This is a genomic window from Paraglaciecola hydrolytica (assembly GCF_001565895.1).
Lineage (GTDB): Bacteria > Pseudomonadota > Gammaproteobacteria > Enterobacterales > Alteromonadaceae > Paraglaciecola > Paraglaciecola hydrolytica.
This window is the reverse complement of record NZ_LSNE01000017.1, coordinates 1-22,897: the sequence shown is the minus strand read 5'-3', so window position 1 is coordinate 22,897 and position 22,897 is coordinate 1. Positions and strand designations below refer to the sequence as shown.

General features: G+C 36.6%; 12 protein-coding genes. 10 read left to right on the top strand and 2 right to left on the bottom strand.

All coding sequences use genetic code 11. The features are described from left to right. Window positions 1–118 precede the first annotated feature (118 nt). The 8 genes from AX660_RS21010 (at window position 119) to AX660_RS22935 (ending at window position 10,751) form a co-directional block, all read left to right on the top strand. Window positions 119–967 carry a TnsA endonuclease N-terminal domain-containing protein gene (locus tag AX660_RS21010; protein ID WP_068381778.1) on the top strand — a complete coding sequence of 283 codons (849 nt, stop codon included), beginning with the start codon at window positions 119–121 and terminating at the stop codon, window positions 965–967. Next, the gene (locus AX660_RS23140; protein ID WP_068381777.1) at window positions 960–3,161 is read left to right on the top strand and encodes a DDE-type integrase/transposase/recombinase; all 2,202 of its coding nucleotides are present in this window, start codon (window positions 960–962) and stop codon (window positions 3,159–3,161) included. Before AX660_RS21010 ends, AX660_RS23140 begins: the two co-directional genes overlap by 8 nt. Continuing rightward, the gene (locus AX660_RS21000; protein WP_157884367.1) at window positions 3,148–4,584 is read left to right on the top strand and encodes an ATP-binding protein; all 1,437 of its coding nucleotides are present in this window, start codon (window positions 3,148–3,150) and stop codon (window positions 4,582–4,584) included. The genes AX660_RS23140 and AX660_RS21000 overlap by 14 nt, the downstream gene beginning before the upstream one ends. Before the next feature lie 2 nt (window positions 4,585–4,586). After that, window positions 4,587–5,540 carry a TniQ family protein gene (locus AX660_RS20995; RefSeq protein WP_068381771.1) on the top strand — a complete coding sequence of 318 codons (954 nt, stop codon included), beginning with the start codon at window positions 4,587–4,589 and terminating at the stop codon, window positions 5,538–5,540. Continuing rightward, window positions 5,541–6,968, top strand: coding sequence for a TnsD family Tn7-like transposition protein (locus AX660_RS20990; RefSeq protein WP_068381768.1), 1,428 nt, complete (start codon window positions 5,541–5,543; stop codon window positions 6,966–6,968). Window positions 6,969–7,105: 137 nt separating this feature from the next. Continuing rightward, window positions 7,106–8,026: a ComEC/Rec2 family competence protein gene (locus AX660_RS20985; protein WP_068381765.1), complete on the top strand. Its 921-nt coding sequence runs from the start codon at window positions 7,106–7,108 to the stop codon at window positions 8,024–8,026. Further along, the gene (locus AX660_RS20980) at window positions 8,026–9,300 is read left to right on the top strand and encodes a hypothetical protein (RefSeq protein ID WP_068381762.1); all 1,275 of its coding nucleotides are present in this window, start codon (window positions 8,026–8,028) and stop codon (window positions 9,298–9,300) included. The genes AX660_RS20985 and AX660_RS20980 overlap by 1 nt, the downstream gene beginning before the upstream one ends. Then, window positions 9,297–10,751: a retron St85 family RNA-directed DNA polymerase gene (locus AX660_RS22935; RefSeq protein WP_082769057.1), complete on the top strand. Its 1,455-nt coding sequence runs from the start codon at window positions 9,297–9,299 to the stop codon at window positions 10,749–10,751. The genes AX660_RS20980 and AX660_RS22935 overlap by 4 nt, the downstream gene beginning before the upstream one ends. 495 nt (window positions 10,752–11,246) lie before the next feature. Here the strand turns inward: AX660_RS22935 and AX660_RS20970 are convergent, their stop codons facing one another. Together AX660_RS20970 and AX660_RS20965 are read right to left on the bottom strand one after the other, a co-directional pair. Next, window positions 11,247–14,093, bottom strand: a complete 2,847-nt coding sequence (locus tag AX660_RS20970; RefSeq protein WP_162266437.1) for an ATP-binding protein — start codon at window positions 14,091–14,093, stop codon at window positions 11,247–11,249. A gap of 291 nt (window positions 14,094–14,384) precedes the next feature. Next, complete coding sequence (locus AX660_RS20965) at window positions 14,385–16,832, bottom strand: EAL domain-containing protein (RefSeq protein ID WP_068381753.1); 2,448 nt, start codon at window positions 16,830–16,832, stop codon at window positions 14,385–14,387. A gap of 186 nt (window positions 16,833–17,018) precedes the next feature. Here AX660_RS20965 and AX660_RS20960 point away from each other — a divergent pair, with 186 nt between their 5' ends. Together AX660_RS20960 and AX660_RS20955 are read left to right on the top strand one after the other, a co-directional pair. Beyond that, entirely contained in the window at window positions 17,019–21,467 is a 4,449-nt protein-coding gene (locus AX660_RS20960; protein WP_068381749.1) for a response regulator, read from the top strand. Then, complete coding sequence (locus AX660_RS20955; RefSeq protein ID WP_068381743.1) at window positions 21,454–22,398, top strand: diguanylate cyclase; 945 nt, start codon at window positions 21,454–21,456, stop codon at window positions 22,396–22,398. The genes AX660_RS20960 and AX660_RS20955 overlap by 14 nt, the downstream gene beginning before the upstream one ends. The last annotated feature ends 499 nt before the right edge of the window (window positions 22,399–22,897 follow it).

Below are 22,897 nucleotides of genomic sequence, written 5' to 3'. Positions count from 1 at the left end.
AAAATCAAAATTTCACAAAAAAATTAAAAGTAACTTTAAAATATGCATTGAATGCTAATCAAACTATTCATGATTTTTCTGTCTCAGAATTGACTATTAATTATTTGGGCTATTTACCATGATTGTGAAACAACCTGTGGTAACACAAGAAATAGTTGAAAGTGTAAAACTCTGGCAAAAAGAAGTTGCAGATTATGGTTACTCACCTTGGGTAAAAATTTCTGACGTAAGGAAATTTGGCCGTAGGCATTTTCACCGATGCGACAAACAGGGCCGTATTGTTCATTTGTTGAGTGATGGTGAATATCGGTCATACCAAATACTTTTATGGAGACCCAATGTTTTAGCTGTGTATGAACAGGTGCCGCTAGATCTGTCTATTAGCTTAGACATTGCAAGAGAACTCAATATCGTTCACCACAGAAATTATAAAGATAATTCAGCTTATATCGCTACTACCGACTTTTTAGTTAAACACATTGATGTCAAAACGGGAGAAATTATATATACGGCTTACAGCTTTAAATATTGGGACCAGTTTTTTCAAATTGATGAAAATGGAGTAGTAATTAGGAGAAAAGGCAGAATTATACAAAAGCTGAAAATTGAGCGCGAATACTGGCGAAGAAAAGGTATTGCATTTAAGTTGATTAGTGAGAAAGACACGACTAAAGACCATTGTTGGAATTTAGATTGGTTTACTCAAGAGTGGGATGCTGAATTGGAGCAAAGCCAAAAATTAGAATTCAGTGAAGCATTTCTTGAGAGCTGGTATATCGACAAATTTGCTTCGATTCAGAAACACATTGATTTCGCGTGCGACAAACTTGTTTTTAATTCTAAAGAAGGTATTACCTTGTTCAAAGTCTGTGCTTTGGAGCAGATATTACCTCTGGACCTTTCCAAAAAACTGAAACTTTATTATCCCGTAAACGTTATCGGTAATAGTGATTCTCTTTATGTTTGAGGGACTCCAACTGGTAAATGAAAAAGAAGGCTTCAACTACTTCATTTGTGCATTTCATAAGTATCTTAAGAAAGTCGCACTCGCAGATGTCTTGCAATTGCAAAATAATCTTAATGTAAAAAAGCCTAAAACCTTTTCGTTTGATGAATTTAACAGCTTGAAAAATAAACAAAACACTACTTCTGTACGATTCATATTTCCAGTCGAACTTAGCATGACTGATACAGAAATAATTAGAAAGCATAGTGTTTCGTGGGTGACTTTTAAGCAAAGTAGATTGTCAAAAATTAAAAGTTTGCTTAACGACGATACGGTACAACAGTATTTATTTGGTGATGGCATAGCCGACAAAATTCAACGCTTAATCGATGATGGAAGTGAGTGGAAAACGGCAGGTGCTTTTTACAATGCTTTCAACAAATATATTGTTTTTGGGTGTGTTGAAAATGCTTTTTTGCCCTTTGGGTTTAAACATTGCGGTAGTAAATATTTACATATAGAAAAGCCTGGTGAGAAAAACGTTAAACGAGGTAGAAATGGCAAAGACAATCGCAATTCTGTACGAAATTATCGCGGAATCACAAATTGGGACAAAGCCAATATTTTCAAGTTATTAGCTTACTTTAAAGGCAATAGTATTAAATTTACTAAAGCTTTTGCTCACAGAGTTTATCAGAATGAATTTGAAGCAATAATTCGTACTGAAAATACTCCAAATGGGCCACTAGAGCGTTTGTTAGTGTTAGATTCAAAGGACTGTATCTCGAAACAGTCTTTTTATCGCCACCTAAATAATCTCATTAGTCGCGAAGACTTGCTCAGACTAAAATTTGGTGATGTTACATATGATAAAGACTGGAAACCTCGCTTTGAACGCGCTCGCGAAGGCGTCATTGGTCCAAGCTATCGATTTGAGGTAGATGCAACGATCATAGATATCTATATCAGATATTCTTATGACACCTCGAACCGATTTTCTGTTGGTCGGCCCGTAGTCTATTTTGTCGTAGACGTGTACACCACAATGATAGTTGGCTATTACATTGGCTTCCATGGTCCTGATTGGATCGGTGCAGCCGAAGCGATGGTGCATGCTTGTTTACCTAAGGAAGAGCACTGCGCAAAGTATGGCATTTACCTTAAAAAAAATGAGTGGCCTTGTTTTCATATACCCTTTCAACTTACTGCTGATAATGGATCTGAGTATTCACTCAATCATCTCGAACCTATGTTGCAATCATTGTTAAAACTAAGGACAGTTAATTTTGTGGCGGTTTATCATGGGGACATGAAAGGAATTGTCGAAAGACGTTTTGGCATAATTCAAAACTTCACAATTCATTATTCACCAGGTGCGATTATCGACTTAAATAGAGAAGATATTCATCCAAGCAATAATGCTGTTTTTGATTTAAGTTCACTGCACAAGATAATTATAAGGGACATATTGCATCACAATAATACCAGCAAAAGGACTTACTTACTGAACAAAAGAGATGCCCAGAATGACGTTGGAATTACGCCTAGAGATCTTTGGATAAGTAACATAGATGCAGAGATGAATGGTGGGAATCCTACTTTATGTGCCAACGATTATATGCTTGTTCGATGGGCCTTTCTTCTCAAAGCCGAGGCGTCAGTGCGTGATGGTGCGATACATTTTAATAAACTGCAATATGATTCACAGTATGCTCATAAAAACCTTTGGTATATACGTGCTAAGGCAACTGGTGCTTTTAAAATTAAGGTAGGTTGGACTCGTACAACGTGTAATTTTATTTTTTTCCAAACTGATGATGGCACCTATGTCCAATTTAGCCTGAAAAAAGATGATCATTGCGAACGATTTGCCGACGAATCGTGGGATATGGTGATGCATCGACAATACCAAGAGCTTTGTCAGGAAGCAGAATTAGAGCAATTTGAAAAAGAAGAGCGGATTGCGAAAGAATGGGAAATTAAAAAAGTCCTTGCTGAACAACTTGATGAACTAATGTCTGCTCCAGAAAATACAAGAAAATCTATCCAACCTGGAATCAGGGCGAGACAAGCAATTCAGAGGCAGATTGATTTGTTCAATGTTGCCAGTGAAATTCAGAATACTTTTCAAAACTCTAACTTATCAAGCAGTACTATTTCTAAAAGCGAAGATAAAGCTAGTCCCACAGATAGAGGATTATATGATGCAGACTGATTCATCTAAACATATCGAATATGCCAGTTACAGCGAACACGAAGATCCCTATTTGAATGGAAATCCACTTATCGAATCTTTGGCTGCGCCATTAGAAAGGGATCAAGTATTTGATCGTTTGAGACACGACCATCTGACAGCGCCAAATTTCAGTGATCTATCTAAGTTTTATAAGAAAACGCAGATTAATCATTTTTCACGAGTTATTTCACCTCATCCAACAAGCTTTTTTCTTTATCAAAAAATTATGGAATTGATACTGTGTGGCTATATCACTAGAAATCCATTTCACGCTGAAAACGTTAGATTGATTGCGACATTAGCAGAAAATGCGCGGAATGGAGAATATTTGCAAGGTGTCACCAATATTACTGAACTGACTACTGCTCCTTCCTGTCTAGCTTCTGGTTTAAGTGGTTCATCGAAAACAACTACGATAAGAGAAGTGCTTAAATTAATCAAACAAGTCATCCATCATCGAGAGTACAAGGGGAAGCCCTTTTTAAGAACTCAACTGACCTACATTAGTTTTGACTGTGCTGCTACACGTTCTCCTAAGGCATTGGCGTTATCTTTTTTTAAGGCCGTTGATGATGTCCTCCATACAAAGTACTTCGAGGAGTGGGCTAGGCGTAGCAAGGATTCAGTTGAGCGATACTATGCCAATATGCAATTAATAGCGGCTAAACATCATATAGGGTTCATTCATATTGATGAGGTTCAATTTTTTTTAAAATACGTGAATGCAAAAGATTCTCCAAATTTAACTATTCTTGAATCTCTGTTTAATAAGATAGGAATTCCAGTTTTATTAAGTTGCACAACTGAAGGCTTGAAACTTTTTCAATCTATACCTTCTGAACACAGTACTCAAATCCCAGATATGACAACCACTCGGCGAATGGTATCTGACCATGAATTTGTTTTTAGCACTTATAGCTTTGACTCAAAGGAATTCGATTTGATTTTCGATGCATTTTTCCCAGAGAAAGTATGCTTTGGTGGAAAGCCTGGATTGGAATTTAAAAAAACGTTTCACCGCTTAAGTGTGGGATTGCCAGCTATAATCAATCGCCTTGCTAGATTACATCATCAGCAAATAGTTACGCTTGGAAACAGACGTACTGATGATGTAGAGCTTTTAAATGATATATACAAGAGTCAGTTTCGGCATATTGATTTTGCTTTATCTCACTTAAGACTTTCAAGCAAGCTAGCAAAGCCTTCCGTAAAACAAAAAAATGGATTTGAGCAAAATTTACCCAAAAAGCAAGATGGTAATGTTGATTGGAATGGTGATGGCAAATTGGATAAAGATAAACAAGAGTTTGTAGGCCAGCTGCCTAAACTCAGTGAATTCGGAAATTCAGAAAACAGTGATGCTTCTGTTAATACGGATAATGACTTCGATGGTGGTTTGTAGGCTTGATTAACGATATTCCTCCACCTTTTGAGAATGAGCACATACACAGTGTTTTGGCACGCTTTAATGTGCTTGAAGGTCGAGTCGATTTTAGAAAAACACTACGAGAATTAATTCCTCAAGATAAAGAGTTAAACAATAAATTTGTATGGCGAACGAATTTTGAGGGCATCTGGTGTAGATACCAAAACATTTTAGATAGAAGCTTACTTTTACAACAACATACTAGTTTTCACTTTGACGCATGTTTTTTACCCACAAAAACGGTTGAAAAAATAGTTGCAGGGCCTTGTACTGAAAAAGTAGGTTATAGCGGTATTAAAAACGTTTTCAATTCACATGTTTGGCGTTGGTGTCCTGATTGTGTTGACGAAAACGGTATAGAATTTGGCATGCGCTTTTGGCACATGCTGCATCAAATACCAACAATAGCTCATTGCCCCAAACACGAGATAAGGCTCAACTATGCATGTCCAAAGTGTGAATTTGCACAAACTAAACTAGTTAATTACGAACTCCCTCCCGCCCAAAACCAATGCCCTAAATGCCACAATCCTCTGCCATATTGTATAGAGGAAATAGGTGAAGAAAGTGCATGGTTGCAAACTCTAACTACTGAATTAATAGAACGTTCGCCAATCAGTAAGATGACTGAAATAAGAACAGCACTTAAGAACGTGATGCTGTTACCGAACTTGGAAGACCAGCTATCGAAATTTGATAGAAAAAAGTTACAAAGCTGTCAATCATTGCTGTTGGCATCCGTTGTAAGTGGTGACTATCGTGAATATTTTACCTTAGGAGATTCGGATGAAAAGAGGGTAGCAATACCTTATTCATTAAGCCCTATTTACTTGATCTATAGAGAACATATTTACCCGCCACTCTGCTACCTAGCTCTCTTGAGGTTGTTTTTGAAAAGGTCAGAAGTAAGTTCGTTGTTGCTAGGAAGTTGAATGAGCTATTCGGTCATACTTCCAGAAGAGACCGTGGCGAGTTTTGTAATTCGACAAGTTTTGGAAAGTGGGTATCCAACAGGTCGAATCGCTCAAAAATACCTGTGGGGAAATGAAAACCTACAAATAAATAGCCTTTTTCCTAGCCTCATGCCGTGGATATCGAAAAACTACAATTTGGATATTGAGCGACTGGTTCATCAGCATACATGCTTAGACTACTATCGGTCATTTTTGTCACCAGATAAATTTTTGCAGATTAAAAAAAAGTTGATACTAGGTAATACAAAGCTGCTGCATAAATGGCTTGGTATTACATCAAACCGACTAGTTTATTCAGATAGTTTTCGATATTGTCCTACTTGTGTAGTTAAAGATATAACTAATCACGGTGTAGCTTATTGGCACCGACAGCATCAACTTTACGGTGTTTTTCAATGCCATCAGCATGGCACCTTTTTAGAATCTACAAAAATCACCCGAAGGAGCTTGGTTTTACCTCCTCAAACTTTAACTTTAAAGCAGTATTCTGTTGAACCTAAGGTCCTACCGTTTACCTCTTTTAGCCAATGGGCTATGGAACAAAACAAAGTACAATATTTCAATTTCAAGCAACTCACTACAAGTTACAAATTGGTGATGTTGGATAAGGGGTTAGCTTGCCCTAGCTTTGGTATAAGACAATATAAGTTGCGAAACGCAATAATAAGACATTATCAGCAATGGTCTAGTAGCCATGAATGGAGAAGACTACTTTACTCAAATCAAACTCACCCATTTCCGCAACAACTGTTTTATAACTATCAAAGTTGTCATCTTCATCCTGCTAAGCATTTAGCATTGATTTCTTTTCTTTTTCTAACCCCAGAGCAATTTCTTGACTCTTACTTTGCTGCAACGGAACAACTTAGTCTGAAAGTTAAAAATGTAGTATCAAAAAAAGGGGCTGAATCGAGGATTAGGCCTGAGTGTATAAATGAAATTATGAATCTACACAGCCAAGAGCGGAGTTTGAGAAATATATCAAAGGTTGTTGGTGTGAGCGTTTCTAGCGTTAAATCTATCATTCTATCAAAAGGTGGAAAGGTAAACAGAAGGCCATCAAAAATTTTCTCAGATGAGCGTAAAGTTATCTTAGGCGAGCTTACTAAGGGCGAATCAAGTAAAAATATTGCTTCAAAACTAGGCATCAGTATTGGAGCGGTTGAGCAAATATTGACTCAAAATCCTACTTTAGTTTTTGAAAGAAAAAAGCTTCGCTTCGAACAAAAACAAAACAAGCATCGCAAAATTTTGATTTCAAAGACATCAAACTATCCTGATTTATCCCGTGACCAATTGAAAATGGCGATATCTGTAACTTATATGTGGTTATATAAAAATGATAAAGAGTGGCTTTATAAGGCTCTTCCCAAGAGCTTATTATAAAAATAATTAGATCACTTAATGGAAGGTTATAAAATTTGAGCCGCCTTCTAGCGGTTTAATACAATTATTTTTTCTATTATCCAAAAAAAATATGTCAGTATGCAGTTACTAGTATTTTAAGGATGAAATCCGTGTTGATGAAAATAAATTCGCTTCAAGCCTGTAGAGGCGACTCTTACGTTATAAGTTGGGGGCAAAATGCAATCTTGATTGATGGAGGGATGCCAATTACTTATGGCCATATATTACGTGCCATTGAGGGTAAAATCCTCAAAGCCGTATTTGTAACGCATGTAGATTATGATCATATTGGTGGCATTATTAACATAATCAAAAGTGATAAAATTGACTTGTCATGTTGCGACTTTTATATGAATAATCCTGAGCTAGCTTGCCATTATAATGACCTAGAAGTGGGATACCACCACGGTGATTCTCTTAAATCGATGTTGGAGGAAAAGGGGTTTAAGTTTCTACCAGCAACTAAATCGTTAGACGAATTCGAGATAGAAGGAATAAAAATTAAAATACTGTTACCAACGGACGATTTGATAACATACTTGTATAAAAATTGGACGGCAAGTCAGATAATCAATGAGCAAAAAGAGATAACTGGCTATCTCGAACGTCCGATAAATAACGGAGATATTATTAATAAATCTTCAATTTGCTTGATAGTGGAGCATAGTGAAGTAAAAGTATTAATGCTTGCCGATGCCAAAGCGAAAGATGTTGTTAAGTCACTATCAGAAAGAAATGAGTTTGAGTTTGAGTTTGTTAAGTTATCTCATCATGGCAGTAAACATAATACTGATAAGAGCTTACTAAAAGCATTGAACTGTCAAAATTATTTTATTTCTACAAATGGCGGAACATATGGTCATCCAGATCCAGAAACAATAAAGTTACTTTCTGAAGAGGCAAAAGAGAGGCAAACTATTTACAATATTTATCTTAACTATAATTTAGAAAATAGAATTAGAAAAAAATTTAGAGAAAAATACGATTCTGAGGTGGAATATCTAAATTTTATTTATCAGCAGGAAGTTATTATCTAATGGATATTATCTCTAAAAATAGAGATTTACTGGTTGGTCACATCAAAAAATCAGCAAATAATGAAATTTTAGGAAGTTGCGTACCTTTCAGTAAAGGAAAAGATTATTTCGTTATTACATGTGGACATACACTTTATAAACCTACGAACGCTAAAGATCCAGCTGACAAATCATATGATTTAAAATGTGAACTTAAAGAACTGAAAGTTACTGTTGATGGTATCGATTATGCTTTTAGTCGTTTAATGGGTGAAAAAGAACAGACTAAGATAAGCGATCTAGCAATAGTAAAAATAGATTTAAATGCGTGCAATATACCCCCTCCCTTTTTAGAATTAAAATTCTTAGATATTAAAAATGGTGAATATTTAGAAAAATCTCGAATCTGTATTCTTCCAATAAATGACAGCCGATCACAATCTATTAAGTCACTTAGTTTTGACAAGGATATAAGCGTTTATATCTTCAGTGTAACAGTAGAAAAAGGTACTTTTCATAACTATGAATTTGGTACTACGGGGGCATCTGAATATAAAGGAGTGTCTGGTTGCGGATTGTTTCTTGATTACAATGGACAGATTTATTTGCTCGGAATTTTGCAAAAAATACTCGATACCTCAGTAACTCATGGAATCGATGTTCTAAATCCTTCGGCCTTAAAATCATTGATGAATGATATCAATGTGAGTGATAGGTTGGTTAAGAAGTTTGCCAGTATGCACTATAACTCCTCTCTTAACTCTTTGAATGCTTCCGCTATTTTAAGGACTCAATTGTCTAAAAATGCCGTTAATAAAAGCAATAATGTATTGATTTGTGCACCTAGTGATATTAGTTCAAGTCAATTATCGAAAGATATATTCATCAAGTTGATTTCGAAATTAAACACCGAAGGAATTAACTACTTTGTGGGGGGAGGGAAAGAAACTCTAAAAATTAAAAATCCATATCCGCATTTTAATGAAAATGATTTTTTAATGTCAGGGAAATGCAGTTCATTAATCATAATTGCTGACGATCATTCAACTTTTTCCCAATTTTCTCTTTTATCAAAGTCAATCTCATCTAAAGAACAATTCAATGTTGCAATGTATGTGTTCTATGAGGATAAAGTAACTGATAATCAACTTTTTATGAAAGATGGTCCTTACCAGTTTGCTAAAGATATACTTCAAGCTAGCTTACTCAAGTTTAGCGAATTTAAGCAAAGTGATATAGATGAAACAGTTCGTATGATTACGAATCGCCATTTGTTTTTACAGGGGGCGGTATGATTGACGTTATGAACTCAAAAGTTTTTGTTTGGGCGCTGGGAGTTATTCAACCTGCTAAGCCTGAAGAAGTGCTCGATTATTTGCTTAAGGTATTTGCGTCAGAAAAGCAAAAGGATTTTAAAGTTGAGATAGGGCCAACGCTGTCAATAGTATTAGAGCAAGGTCTGGTTCACTGTGTATCTAAGAAAAACAATTTATACAGTGTGAAACATGCTGGTGATGATTTTTTAGGAAACAAACTTAGAGTCTTGAAAGACAAAGAACGATTGTACTTGCTCAAATCAATGAGGGATGTTAATTTTTTAAGCAAGGGTGCTTCTGAAAGAAATATGGGTGGTGTATCACCACCTGGAAGATTAAGGTCCAGCACAAAAGTATCCCCTAGGCCAGAAGTTCCTCTGTCCCTGGGGCCCCTTCCCCAAAACCAGAGGAACTTCTGGCCTAGGGTATATCAGCAATTAGGTATTGGTTCAAAAACGGAAGCGCCCTTACAACCAATAAACCTCAACTTCTATAGTGTCAACACGCTACCTGAAATAAAATCTAGGAGCGAAGCAATATTTGCTGCATCAGAACTCATTGGCGTGAGTTCTTATCTCTTGAGGGACTTTTGTAATTCTAAAGAAAAATACTATAGAAAATTTGAAATAGCGAAAAAGTCCAGTAATGAAAGCCGAGTTATTAATGCACCTAGAGTTTTTATTAAGACTACTCAATATTGGATTCAAGACTATTTTTTTTATCGTTTGAGGCAGCATGATTCATGCTTTTCATACCGCAAGAAAGTATCAATAAAAAATAATGCATCCGTACATTTAAACAAAAAATTTATTTTGTGTTTGGATATAGAATCATTTTTCGACAATATCACTAAAATGCAAGTCATATCATGCATAGCGAAAAGTAAAGTAAACGTTCACCTGGCTGAATTATTTGCAGATATTGTAACTCTAAACGGCTGCCTACCCCAGGGTGCACCAACTAGTCCAATAATATCAAATTCACACTTATATGAATTTGATGAAAAAATTTTTGAATATTGCTCCAGTGCTGGAATGAGTTACAGCAGGTATGCTGATGATTTGACTATTGGTGCTAACAAGTATGATTCCCTTAAAACGTTAGAAAAAGTAGTCAAAACAGAATTAGAAACGTTAGGCTTGAGTATTAATAGGAAGAAAACTCGCATTATTAGTTCAAATAGTTGCCAAGTAATAACTGGTTTAGCTATTAACAATGGGGAAATTAGGCCAACAAGGAAGTACAGGAAAGAAATTAGAGCACTTTTTTATAAAGCTGATGATGCAATAGATATTGAGTTATTACCAAAACTATGTGGACACCTAAATTATATCAAAAGCTTTAAAAATGGAGACACAAAGAAAAATATTGAAAAGTATCAGTTGATTATTGATAAGTTAAAAAAATCTAAAAATATACAAACCTTTTAAGTCACAAACTTTATTCAATTCAATCGCTCTATGAAAAGTAATTTTGTAAAGTTACTCACAAACTTTATTAGTTTTTTTGTAAAAAAATCTATAAAAATCAGTTGTCGAAATCACAGACTTTATTAGAGCATGACATTTTTGTCATCGGGTATTTAAAAAATAGACAAAGGTAATTAAAAATAGACAAACTTCGGTTTGTCTATTTTTTTAGGATCAACCTAGCTGATCACGACAATTGAAGTTGGGAACCAGGTGACTAGTCCATTAGGAGCGAGGGTTATTTAAGTGATACTCGCTTTTTTATTGCCCGCACAAACAAGTATTTCTGTATTTTTCGCGTAAAAATTAAGCCACTAGTTTATATGCAGGCACGATACTATGATCCATTGTCCCCCATGACCGCTGTGAGCGAAAACCAGTCATACGATTGATTAGCTGTGAATAGCGCATTTATTGAGAAAGCGGTCAGTCGGGCTGGCTCATAAAAGATTATTTTCAAGTCTTTTTTGATTTGGAAGTGTTAGTGTCTTTTTCTAACCATTGCATGACTTTTTGTTCGAATAATTCTACGTCGAGTGGTTTTGAAATAAAATCGTTCATACCTGCTTGAATGCAAGAGTCCTTATCTCCCGACATGGCACCAGCGGTCATTGCAATAATTGGAATATTGGTAGCATGTTGACCTGCCTTCCCCTGCCTGATTGATTTTGTCGCTTCAAATCCATCCATTATCGGCATTTGACAGTCCATCAAGATAAGATCGAGTTGTCTGTCATCCTTCACGCTTTTTAAATATTCGAGGGCTTCTAAGCCATTTACCGCAGTGAAAACATCAATTGGAAATTTCTCAAGCAGACCTTGTGCCACGAATCGATTAATTTCGTTATCATCGACAATTAACAAAGAATAACGATGAGGTTGGTCTTGGTTATCTTGACTCAATCCAATAGGGTCGAGTTTAAGGTTAGGATGGCGCAAGAGCTTATATGAGGTCAAAAGGTCGAGTGGTAAGATAGGGCGAGTAATATGAATACAATTCTCGTTTTCTGCGATAGAAATGTTATTGTCAGTGATCTGTGTGACGAGCAACAATTTACATTTTTTATCTGCACTATTCGTGAGCTGCCAATCAGCAAAGTGCGCATCTATTTTATCGTAATCAACAATGAGAATGTCTGGCAATTCAGCATTTTCAATGCGATATAATTCGTCAGTTTTAGAGAAGTTGGTTACTTTAGCGCCCCAAGCTTGCAGTTGCTTCATAACAAGTTCAGCCTCTTTCTGTTCGGGCATCACTAGGCAGCATTGACGGCCACTAAGAATGGATCCAGTATATTTAGCCTCTATACTACTATCGGCTTCAGCTTCAATAATTAAGCTGAATGTACTGCCTTCATTAAACTCGCTAGTAACATTAATATCACCGCCTAACAACTTGGCGAGCTGTTTGGAAATAGATAATCCCAATCCTGTGCCACCAAATTGCTTTTCTATAGCGTTATCCGCCTGAGTAAAAGGTCTAAACAATTTTAATAGATTTGCTTGCGATATCCCGATACCTGTATCTGTTACCGATATGTCGAGTAAAACCATGTCGTCGTTTTCTGGATGTGTAGTCGTCTTAAGCGATACGGTTATTGCGCCTTTTTCGGTAAATTTAATTGCGTTGCCTAACAAGTTAACCAATATCTGCTTTAAACGGTAGCTATCTGAAATAATAGTTTCATGTTTGACTTGGGTGCAATCGAGTAACAAGGTTAAGCCTTTTTCAGAGGCTTTCAAGTACATGGTTGAAACAACCACACTCACTGTTTCTATCAAATTAAACGGGGCCTTTTCGATATTAAGTTTTCCAGATTCAATTTTTGTCATATCGAGTAAATCGTTAATTAATACCCCTAAAGTAGATACACTGTTTTTCGCCATACTGATAAAGCTTTGTTGTTTGTCTGAAAGCTTTTCTCGGCTTAGAAGCTCTAACATGCCGCCAATTCCATTCAAAGGTGTTCTAATTTCATGGCTAATATTAGCCACAAATGCGCTTTTAGTATTATTGGCCGCCATCGCTTGGGCCGTCGCAGCTTCAAGTTGCTTTGTCCGTTCTTGTACTTGTCTTTCAAGGGATTCATTTAAAGCTATAATTTTTTGCTGATTGCGACGACTTTCCGAAATGTCACGAATTAACGCAGATACCGATGGTTTAATGGCTGCATTTTTAGGTTTTACGGGAGATAAGTTTACGTTTAAAAGCTTACTTTCTGATAATTCAGATTTGGTTTCTAGCTCCATTGATACTGAGGTATTATTGGCAATAATATCTGAAAAAATAGTTTCTGATATCACTTCATGATTATCATGCAACATAATGATATCGAAGAATTTTGTATCTTTCGTATTAATTTTATTAAGGTTAAATAAATAGGTTGCTGACTCATTCCAATCTAAGATATTACCCTTGCTATCAATTCTGATTATCGCATCAGACGACCCCGTTATAATCGCTTCATATTGAGACTGATCGTCATACAAGGAGATGAGATTGTTAACATAACGCTGGTATAAATAAATGACTAAAACCACAATTCCTAGTAATAAGCCCAGCAATAAAATAACGAAAATCCGTTGTCTATCTATGAGTTGTGCAATGTTTGACTTTGAGATCCCGCTGACTATAAACAGCGCTCTGTCTTGATATCTCGATAAGATTAATTGACTCCCGAAAACAAGAGTATCTTGTTTATTAAAAGATACCTTTGCATAGTCATCAAACAGAGGTAGTTGAGCGTCATTAGTTAATGCATGCCACGTGGCGTCAGGGCGGTTTAAATCGAAACCAAAGAGTAAAGATGATTTCGGAGCAATAATAAAATACCCATCTGAATTGATTAGATAGAGTTCAAAGTCAGTTTGCGCAAAGTCTTGTTGAATAGTCTCAATTAATGCCGACGCATCGATATTGATAATAACCAACCCAAAAAAATTAAAATTTTCATCAAAGACGGGTTTAGCAACACGAATTGCAGGCCACATCGGATTGTCAAGAACGCCATATTCACGATTTAAGGTAATATCTGACACATAGACTTCGTTATTTTTTAAGGTGGAAACAGCTAAGAAGTAGTCTGTGTTGCCTTTTTCTTGCAACAACTCATTAGGCGTCACAACTAATCTATTGGCATTTTTTTCTACTCTAACCAACTCTTTTCCATTGTTGGCCTTGCCAATAAAACGAATTTGTCTGATTTCTGGATTGCTTTGCAAAAATGCCGTAAATATCGTGGTTAATCGCGTTTTCCATTGTGCAGTGCTAGTGCCATCTAAGGGGTCGACATCATTGTGCAATATTGAGCGACTTAGACCACTAACGGGAGGGGTAGAATGCAAAAACAGTAATTTATTTTGACTCTCTTCCAGACTTTTTTTAAGTTTTTCGTAGGTATTGGCATTCAGCCACGTTAAGTTCTCGATTTTATCTGTCGTTATTTGTTTTTCTAATGTGTGCATTATGCCGAGGTAAATAATGGCTACAATGCCACATAAAATAATAAGTCCGCTAATCGGAATAACATTTTTGTTAAAGTAAGCAGCGCCGAGAGATCTCATTCAAAGCCTCATCAATTGAAGAAACATGACTTATTTTTCAAGGAGTCGTAAAAGTTGTTCGGCTGATATGGGTTTACTAAACAAATATCCTTGGCCTATTTCACATCCTAAAGTCGATAACGCGTTTTGTTGTTCCAACGTCTCTACGCCTTCAGCCACTAATTTAAGTCCCATCGAATGCCCCAGAGAAATAATCGTCTTAACAATTTCGAAATCGTGTTTGTTGTTCAACATATCCCTAACAAACGACATATCAATTTTCATAATATCGACTTTAAACTTTTTTAAATAAGAGAGGCTTGAGTAACCTGTGCCAAAATCATCAATTGAAATATCGATCCCCAAGAGTTTTAATTGCTCTAGTTTATGTTGAGTCGCTTGCGCATCAACCATCAAAGCAGTTTCTGTAATTTCCAATTCTAATAACTTAGCAGGTATCATGTTAAACGCTAACGCATCTTTAATGTCTTGCTCTAACTCTGCGGAACTAAATTGGGCAGCAGCGACATTGACCGATATGGGTAAATCAAAACCTTTTGCTGACAAAAACTTCATGTGCTCACAGGCTTTGAGCATCACCTGTTTACCTAATTCCACGATTAATCCTGATTCTTCAGCCAAAGGAATAAAATCAGCGGGTGAAATAAACTGGCCTTTCTCATCAAGTAATCTGACTAACGCCTCTGCACCGACAATCTCTTGAGTGCTTAACTTAAACTTGGGCTGATATAGCACCACTAATTCATGTTTTTTTAAAGCATGTCTTAATCGGCTTTCTAATTGCTGCCTTTTCATTAATTCTTGTTCTAGTTCAATGGCAAAAAAGCAGTAACGATTTCTGCCTTCCTGCTTGGCACGGTACATCGCCACATCAGCGTGACGCATAAGTTGTTCAGAATCGTTCGCATCGTCAGGATAGATACTGATCCCTAAGCTAACCGAAACGTTGTACATCTGCCCTGCTAATTCAAATTGCTCATGCATCGAATCCAGAAGCCTAGAGGCTAATAGTGCAATAGAATCCGCTGAAACTTTCTCACTTATTAAAATAACAAACTCATCGCCACCGAGTCTTGATAGTGTGCAGGAAATAGGCACTAAAGCATTCAGTCGTTTCGCCATGAGGCAAATCAACTCGTCACCGTATTGATGGCCCAAGGTATCGTTTAAATATTTAAAATGATCGATGTCGAGGAGGAGAACACATGCCTTTTCATTTTTAGCCTTTGCCGATGAACAAGCAACGTTAAGCCTGTCTTGCAGTAAAATTCTATTCGGCAAGTTAGTTAACTGATCATGGTTGGCTAAATGACTCATTTTAATCGACATTGCCATGGTTTCACTCACATCATGAAACACTATTATAGCGCCAATAAGCTCGCCATTTTCGTTGCGAATGGGGGCGGCCGAGTCTTCTACATCGTATGTTTTACTGTTTATTGAGACGAGTTGGCAATTCAGCGCCATTGCCACTGTTCTTTGTTCACTGAGTGCCAAGTAAATCGGGTTTTTATGGCTTTGTTTTGAGTCTGTATCTTGCAAAGGCATGATCTTTTCTATTTTCTGATGTTGAGCATCCCTAAAACGCCACCCTGTCATCCGCTCAGCAATGGGGTTCATGAAGGTAACACAACCTGCTGTATCGGTTGCTACAACAGCATCACCAATAGAATTAAGAGTTACTCTCAATCGTTCTTTTTCTGCGTACAATGCCTGTTTAGCTTGCTTCGCTTCAGAAATATTGACCAGAGTAACCAAATAACCTGTATTGTCGTTGTTTTTCATCAAGGCTGATTTAAAGACCTGGTAAAATTGCGTACTAGCATTTTCATTGGTTTGAACCACAAACTGCTGTTCAGTAGTATTATTTTCAACATTTGCTTGAATAGCTTGGCTAAGAGGTTCAGGAAAGATGTCGACAATATTCGTGCGCGTATCATTGGTTTCATGTTGCTTAAACCAAGCCCCTAAATAATCATTGGTAAAAATATTATTCCAACTTTCATCCCAATAGGTTATTAATACAGGAACCTGCTTCACTAAGGTCTGTAATTGTTCTCGACCACGTGCAATCAGGCGATTTTGTAATCTTAATTTAAGTTGATTATCGACTCTAAGCTTACATACTGAGGGACTGAACGGCTTAGTAATAAAATCAACACCACCTATCTCTAAGGCCTTTTGCTCAAATTCAGGTTGGTTATGCCCCGTAATAAATATGATAGGTATGTCAGAAAACTGTCTATCCTGCTTAAGCTGTTTACACACCTGCCATCCATCCATTTCAGGCATTTCGATATCAAGCAGGATAAGATCGGGGGAAATCTTCGGGATGAAAGCTAATGCGTCTTGGCCTGATTCGGCAAAAAATATTTGTCCCAATTCGCCAATGATTGACCTTAAGTAAAATATATTTTGCAACGTATCGTCCACGATCAATATTTTACTTTTAACTACATTATTTTCCGTCAAAAACATGCTACCGCTCCCTTTGTAAAACTAATCTTTTTTTTGAAGTAATTGCAACTATTATTGAGCTACATCAGATTACATATAAAGGATCTAAATATAGATTACAAACGTAAAAAAATGCTCTAGCTTTAGAAGGTGATACAAATATTTTTGAATAGCCTGTCGTTAATTTTAAAAAGGTTTCATGTATTTATGGGTAAAAAGATTATATGGCTAGTGGTGTTTTCCGTTTTTTTTTCAGGTGCTGGCATCTATCTGGGAATATATGAGAAAGACGCCATTGAGACACGAAACACCAATAAAGTGGCTCAGTCAGTAGATGAACAAGCTAAAAAAATCGCCTCCGAAATTCATGCTAGTGTTCTTCGGTTTCAGTTCGGTTTACGCGCACTATTAGGTGCAATAGACACCACTGGTTTTGATAACTTCACGTACGCGAAACAACTGAAATATTTTAAAAGCCGCAACTATGCACTTGAATTTCCAGGTGCGAGAGGTTTTGGCCTCATAAAACTGGTGAAATCATCTGACCTCGATGATTTTGTAAAGAGCGCCTCTGATGACAGAGGACAAGATTTTACGATCAAGCAACTGGACTCCCCCAAAGACCCACTTTTCATTATTCAATACATAGAGCCTGAGGCCGATAATAATTCGGCAATTGGACTAGACATTGGCTCTGAATCAAATAGACGAATTGCGGCACTTCAAGCCGCTAAATTAGGTGAGCTTCAGCTTACTGGCCCCATTACGTTGGTGCAGGCGAACGATAAAGAAAACCATGGTTTTTTGCTACTCTATCCTATTTATAAACCATCAGCGATAAGTGGTGCTAAGGATGTGTTAGGGTGGGTTTACGCCCCACTTTTAATTGATGAAATACTCGATACGGTATCAGCGGTAAACAACCAATTTAGTTTTCAAATCTCAGATAAAACGGGAGTAGATGACGTTAGTTTTTATACTTCGTTTGTGCCTGAAGATTCGTTACAGCAATATCAAATAACAAGCCAAAAAGAGATGTTTGGACGTGATTGGGCAGTGACGGTCGTCCCCTCTTCGCGCTTTTTGAGTTCATTAGCATTACAAGATGCACAAAACACGTTTTGGCAAATTATCATCGGCACCCTTAGTCTTAATATCCTGGTGATATTTACAACATTCTTTTTAAGTGCTCGCGTCGTTAAATTAAAACAACAATTGGCATTTAATAGTGTGGTTAATAATGCATCAGATGGCATCATTGGCGTTGATAATAACTTTGCCATACAGCATTGGAACCAAGCTGCAAGCCAGTTGTTTGCGTTTACCAAGAATAAAGTACAAAACAAACCCATTGCTAACTGGTTAACGGTTGGAATAGCTTCCGAAAAACTCATCGATTATTTTAAAAAAGTCGCGACAGGAGAAACGCTCAGGAATATTAAATTGACACTGGGCGACGAGACAAGAGGGCCGCGAAGGGAATTGCTCATACATATCTCGCCCATCTACCAAAAAAACGTGTTTAGTGGAGCAACTGTCATTTTTAACGATGTGACAGAAACCAAAGAACTGCAAAATAAATTGGAATTATCCAATGTCATGTTAGAAAAAAGAGTAGCGGACTCCACCCTAGAATTAACCAAACGCAATAACTTACAAAAAAGCATCTTAGACAGTAACCAGGCCATCATTATTGCATGTGATAAAACAGGGCTAATTTCCTTATTTAACGTCAGTGCAGAGATCCTTTTAAATTACTCAGCGACAGAGGTTTTGGGGAAAATCAATGTTGTTAAGTTGTTAGACAGACAAATGTTCCCCATCGAACTACCCAAAAATGCACTACCTGAGGACTTTTTAGCGAGTTTAAGTAAGGTATTGAGTGTAAAGGACGACTTTGCTGTGAATTGCTCTTTTAAAACGAAAAAGAGCAGCCTTATTGGGGTTAAGCTCATTGTTAATGAATTTAAAGACACTGACGATACGTTAGAAGGGTACATGTTTACTGCTACTGATCAACGCGAGAAGCAGGGTTTAGAAAATCACATGTCACTGATTGGCGCAGCGATAGATAATTCACAAGATTTTCTTTTTTGGTTATCTCTTGACGGTAACATCATTAACGCGAATCCTTTCGCTAAAAAAGAACTTGAAAGCGTATTTACCTCTCAATTGAGCACTGTTATCGCTGATATTCTGGTATTTTCATCTGAACAATCATGGTCTGCTGTTTCAACACAACTGGTAGAAAACCGTCTTTTTACATTTGAAGCAGACATTAAATTCCCTCAAAAAAGGTTGCCCGTGATCGTGTCTGGCTGCGTGATTGAAATTAATGGGCTACAAATTATCTATTTAGCCGCCAAGAGTATTGTTGAACGGTTAGAAAAAGAAAAAGAAATCCAATCTGCCTTAATCAAGGCAGAACTGGCTAACAACGCCAAAACCAAATTTATCGCTAACATGAGCCATGAACTGCGCACACCACTAAATGCAGCACAGGGATATTTGCAATTACTTGCCCTAACTAAAGTGAATGAAATACAACGGAATCATATCATTGGATCGCAAAAAGCAATTGTCTCTTTAACTCATACTATTGATGAAATTCTTGAAGCAACTGATGCTGAGAAAAATCATCTAAAATTAGAACAATGCGACTTTGTGTTAGATGAATTGCTCAACGAAATTGGCATGCTACTTTATGAAATGTCAGGAGATAAAACCTTAGAGATCCATTTTAATATCGCTCCTGATACTCCTTATACATTGTATGGTGATAGAAAAAAACTGAAAAAAATTCTCATCAATATTGCAAGCAATGCAGTTAAATTTACTGATAAGGGTGAGGTATTAATTAATTTAGCCGTACGACAATTAAAAAATCAGTACGTTAAATTAGATGTTCTGGTTAAAGATACAGGTATAGGGATAGAAGCTGAAAACTTGGGGGGTATTTTTGACACCTTCAACCAAGTAAACAATGAATCAACCAGAGAGTATGGTGGTTTGGGTATTGGGCTTACCGTAGCAAATAAGTATGTGAATTTTCTTGGCGGCAAAATCGCTATTTCAAGTCAAATAGGAACAGGTACGGAAGTGCGTTTTGATGTAACAATGCAGCAAGCCCGTCAAACAGAAAACACCAAATTAGTATTTCAATTTGACAAAATTGTTAACGTTTTATTAGTCGATGATAATCGGACTAGCCTGCGGATCCTGAGTGACACAATTAAACAATTTGGCTGGAAGGTCACCGTCGCCGATAATGCAGCAGATGCATTAGTCTTGTATGAATCGGCAGTAAATCATGACGAACCTTTTGATTTAGCATTAATCGATTGGAAAATGCCAAATACTGATGGTTGGGAGTTAGCGGCACTTTTTCGTAAAGTGACTACCAGCGATAAAATGCCGCTATTAATTATGGTGACAACACACAGTAAGGAGATGTTTGCTCAGAAACAAGAGAATGCGCCTAACCTTCTAAATGGCTTTCTCACCAAACCTGTCACTCGTATTCAGTTATTAGAAGCGTTTTACGATGCAGTAGATTCTGTGAAACCTGTCGATTTGATTGACTCTTCAAGCACAGACTCAAACTTAAAACCATTATTGGAAATGAGGATACTGGTTGTCGATGATAATCCAATAAATCTAACCGTAGCTAAGTCGCTTTTAGAAAGCCAAGGAGCCAATATTGTCACCGTTAACGGTGGTAAAGAGGCTCTGTTCGAATTAGAAAACAGCTTACTGCTTTTTGACTTGGTACTGATGGACATTCAAATGCCTGTGATGGACGGCTATGAAACAACTCGGCGAATAAGAGCTATTGATAAGTTCATTCACTTACCCATTATTGCAATGACAGCAAATGTATTGTCGTCTGATAAAGAGAAATGTCTCAAAGCTGGTATGAATGAACATATTGGCAAACCGATTGAATTAAACGATATGTTAAATAAGATTCTGGCGATAACGAATCAATCTGTACATCAAACCGTATTGGCAGAAACGCCCGTTGTACAAACAGATATTGTGTCGTTTTGTGATAAACATAAGATAGATTTTAAAAATGCAATGGCATTATTTAATAATCTCGAATCGGTATATTTAAAGACATTGATATTGTTCAGGTCTGATTTACTCAGATACATAGAGCAATTGGAAAATGCAAGCACCAGCCATAATGATTTAAAAATGACGTTTCATACCCTTAAAAGTACAGCGGCTACATTTGGATTTATAGACTTAACTGACTTTGCCAAAGAGCAAGAAAAAATCGTTCTTGGCATTACATCTGAAGATTTTGATATTGTGCAGTTTCAATCCAACATTGACACCTTAAAAGACGCCTTACAAAAAGTGAATACATTGATTACTTTACTTGGTAAAGATGAAGAACAAATCGATGTTTCTCAAGAAAATGAATGTGAGTTTGATAAGGAATATGCGCAACTAAAAGATGAAATTTCTAATTTTAATATGCATGCAATCGATACATTTCAAACGATAGCATGCCCTCTAAAATCCTTATCCCCAGCATTAGCAGATCAGCTAATTTCTGCGATTAATAAATTGAAATTCCAAGACGCGAATGAAATATTACTAAAGATTGATGAATTAATAGGTGCGAGTGACGATGCCGATAAGTAAATTGAATGATGATGCTGAAGTCGATTTAAGCCAGTCTAAGATACTAGTTGTTGATGACCAACCGATTAATATTCAAACTGTTTACAATATTCTGTCAGATGATTACGTTGTATTGGCCGCTACTAGCGGGAAAGACGCTTTTAAAGTGTGTGAGAAAAATATCCCTGACCTAATACTTTTAGATGTTGTGATGCCTGAAATGAGTGGTTTAGAATTCTGTCAACAGCTTAAGCAGCGGTCTGATACTAAAGGGATCCCCGTCATATTTGTCACGTCAATTAATCAACAGGAAGAAGAAAATGAGTGTTGGGTTTGTGGGGGTATAGATTTTATTACTAAACCTGTTAATCCGATGACACTGAAAAATCGCGTCAAAGCGCAATTGACGCTTAAATATCAAAAAGACTTATTGTTGAAATTAGTTTATGTGGACGGATTAACGTCCATTTTCAATCGTCGATACTTTGATACACATTTTGAAAAATTAAGTAATGAAGTTGAGCGTTCACATCGTGATACCGCGATTGTGATGGTTGATATTGATTATTTTAAACTATACAACGATAGGTATGGTCATGTTTTAGGGGATAGCACGCTAAAACAAGTTGCTTTATTAATTCAGAATTCACTTCAGCGACCTGCCGACTTAGTATCAAGATACGGCGGAGAAGAATTTGTGGTTGTACTCCCTGAAACCGAAGTTGATGGCGCAGTTGCCGTGGCAGAAAGAATTCGCACAAGTTTGCTTAAAAAACAAATAGAACACTTAACTTCTGAATATAAAGTCGTCACTGTCAGTATCGGTATCTCAACTTTTTTAACCTGTAAATCCAAACAACATACTGTTATTGAGGATGCTGATGTAAATCTCTACGAGGCTAAAAAGGGTGGTAGAAACAGAGTGTGCATTTCATCAACAGCAACCGAATAAATTGGAACAATAAAAGCTTTGTAATTTGAGTTAATTTAACTTTAAAAGTTATCTATATTGAAACACATGTAGTTGTTGGAGCTTTACTTTGCTAATTAAGTTTTTTGACTAAAAAAGATGCTCAAATTTTAAACTGCATTCGTTTGAGCTTTCCATTGTTATCTAATAACTAGAAATTACTTTTTTAGTAATTTTTCAATTCAATATCAACCATTGAAATTCGCTTTATCTGAGTATTGCCTACCTAAGATACACTCACCTGTTGAATAATGATTAACTGTGATTTCTTGGAAATCGAATGTCTTCTTTTTGCTAATTGGAATTACTCAATGCAAGTGCAACGAATGACCGTTATTGGCACTGAGACGACGGAAAGCTTCAAGTGAAGCAGTCATACATACGACTAGGGTGTTAATTTGTACTTAAAACTGATCCACGATTTGCATCGAAAACTGATCCACCCAAGTAGTCTTATATGACCATAATCCTATTTTAGTTT

What these genes read in the sequence shown, in the direction of transcription:
- AX660_RS21010 (WP_068381778.1), top strand. Translation starts at nt 119, where the DNA reads ATGATTGTGAAACAACCTGTGGTAACACAAGAAATAGTTGAAAGTGTA.
- AX660_RS23140 (WP_068381777.1), top strand. Translation starts at nt 960, where the DNA reads ATGTTTGAGGGACTCCAACTGGTAAATGAAAAAGAAGGCTTCAACTAC.
- AX660_RS21000 (WP_157884367.1), top strand. Translation starts at nt 3,148, where the DNA reads ATGATGCAGACTGATTCATCTAAACATATCGAATATGCCAGTTACAGC.
- AX660_RS20990 (WP_068381768.1), top strand. Translation starts at nt 5,541, where the DNA reads ATGAGCTATTCGGTCATACTTCCAGAAGAGACCGTGGCGAGTTTTGTA.
- AX660_RS20985 (WP_068381765.1), top strand. Translation starts at nt 7,106, where the DNA reads ATGAAAATAAATTCGCTTCAAGCCTGTAGAGGCGACTCTTACGTTATA.
- AX660_RS20980 (WP_068381762.1), top strand. Translation starts at nt 8,026, where the DNA reads ATGGATATTATCTCTAAAAATAGAGATTTACTGGTTGGTCACATCAAA.
- AX660_RS22935 (WP_082769057.1), top strand. Translation starts at nt 9,297, where the DNA reads ATGATTGACGTTATGAACTCAAAAGTTTTTGTTTGGGCGCTGGGAGTT.
- AX660_RS20965 (WP_068381753.1), bottom strand. Translation starts at nt 16,832, where the DNA reads ATGTTTTTGACGGAAAATAATGTAGTTAAAAGTAAAATATTGATCGTG.
- AX660_RS20960 (WP_068381749.1), top strand. Translation starts at nt 17,019, where the DNA reads ATGGGTAAAAAGATTATATGGCTAGTGGTGTTTTCCGTTTTTTTTTCA.
- AX660_RS20955 (WP_068381743.1), top strand. Translation starts at nt 21,454, where the DNA reads ATGCCGATAAGTAAATTGAATGATGATGCTGAAGTCGATTTAAGCCAG.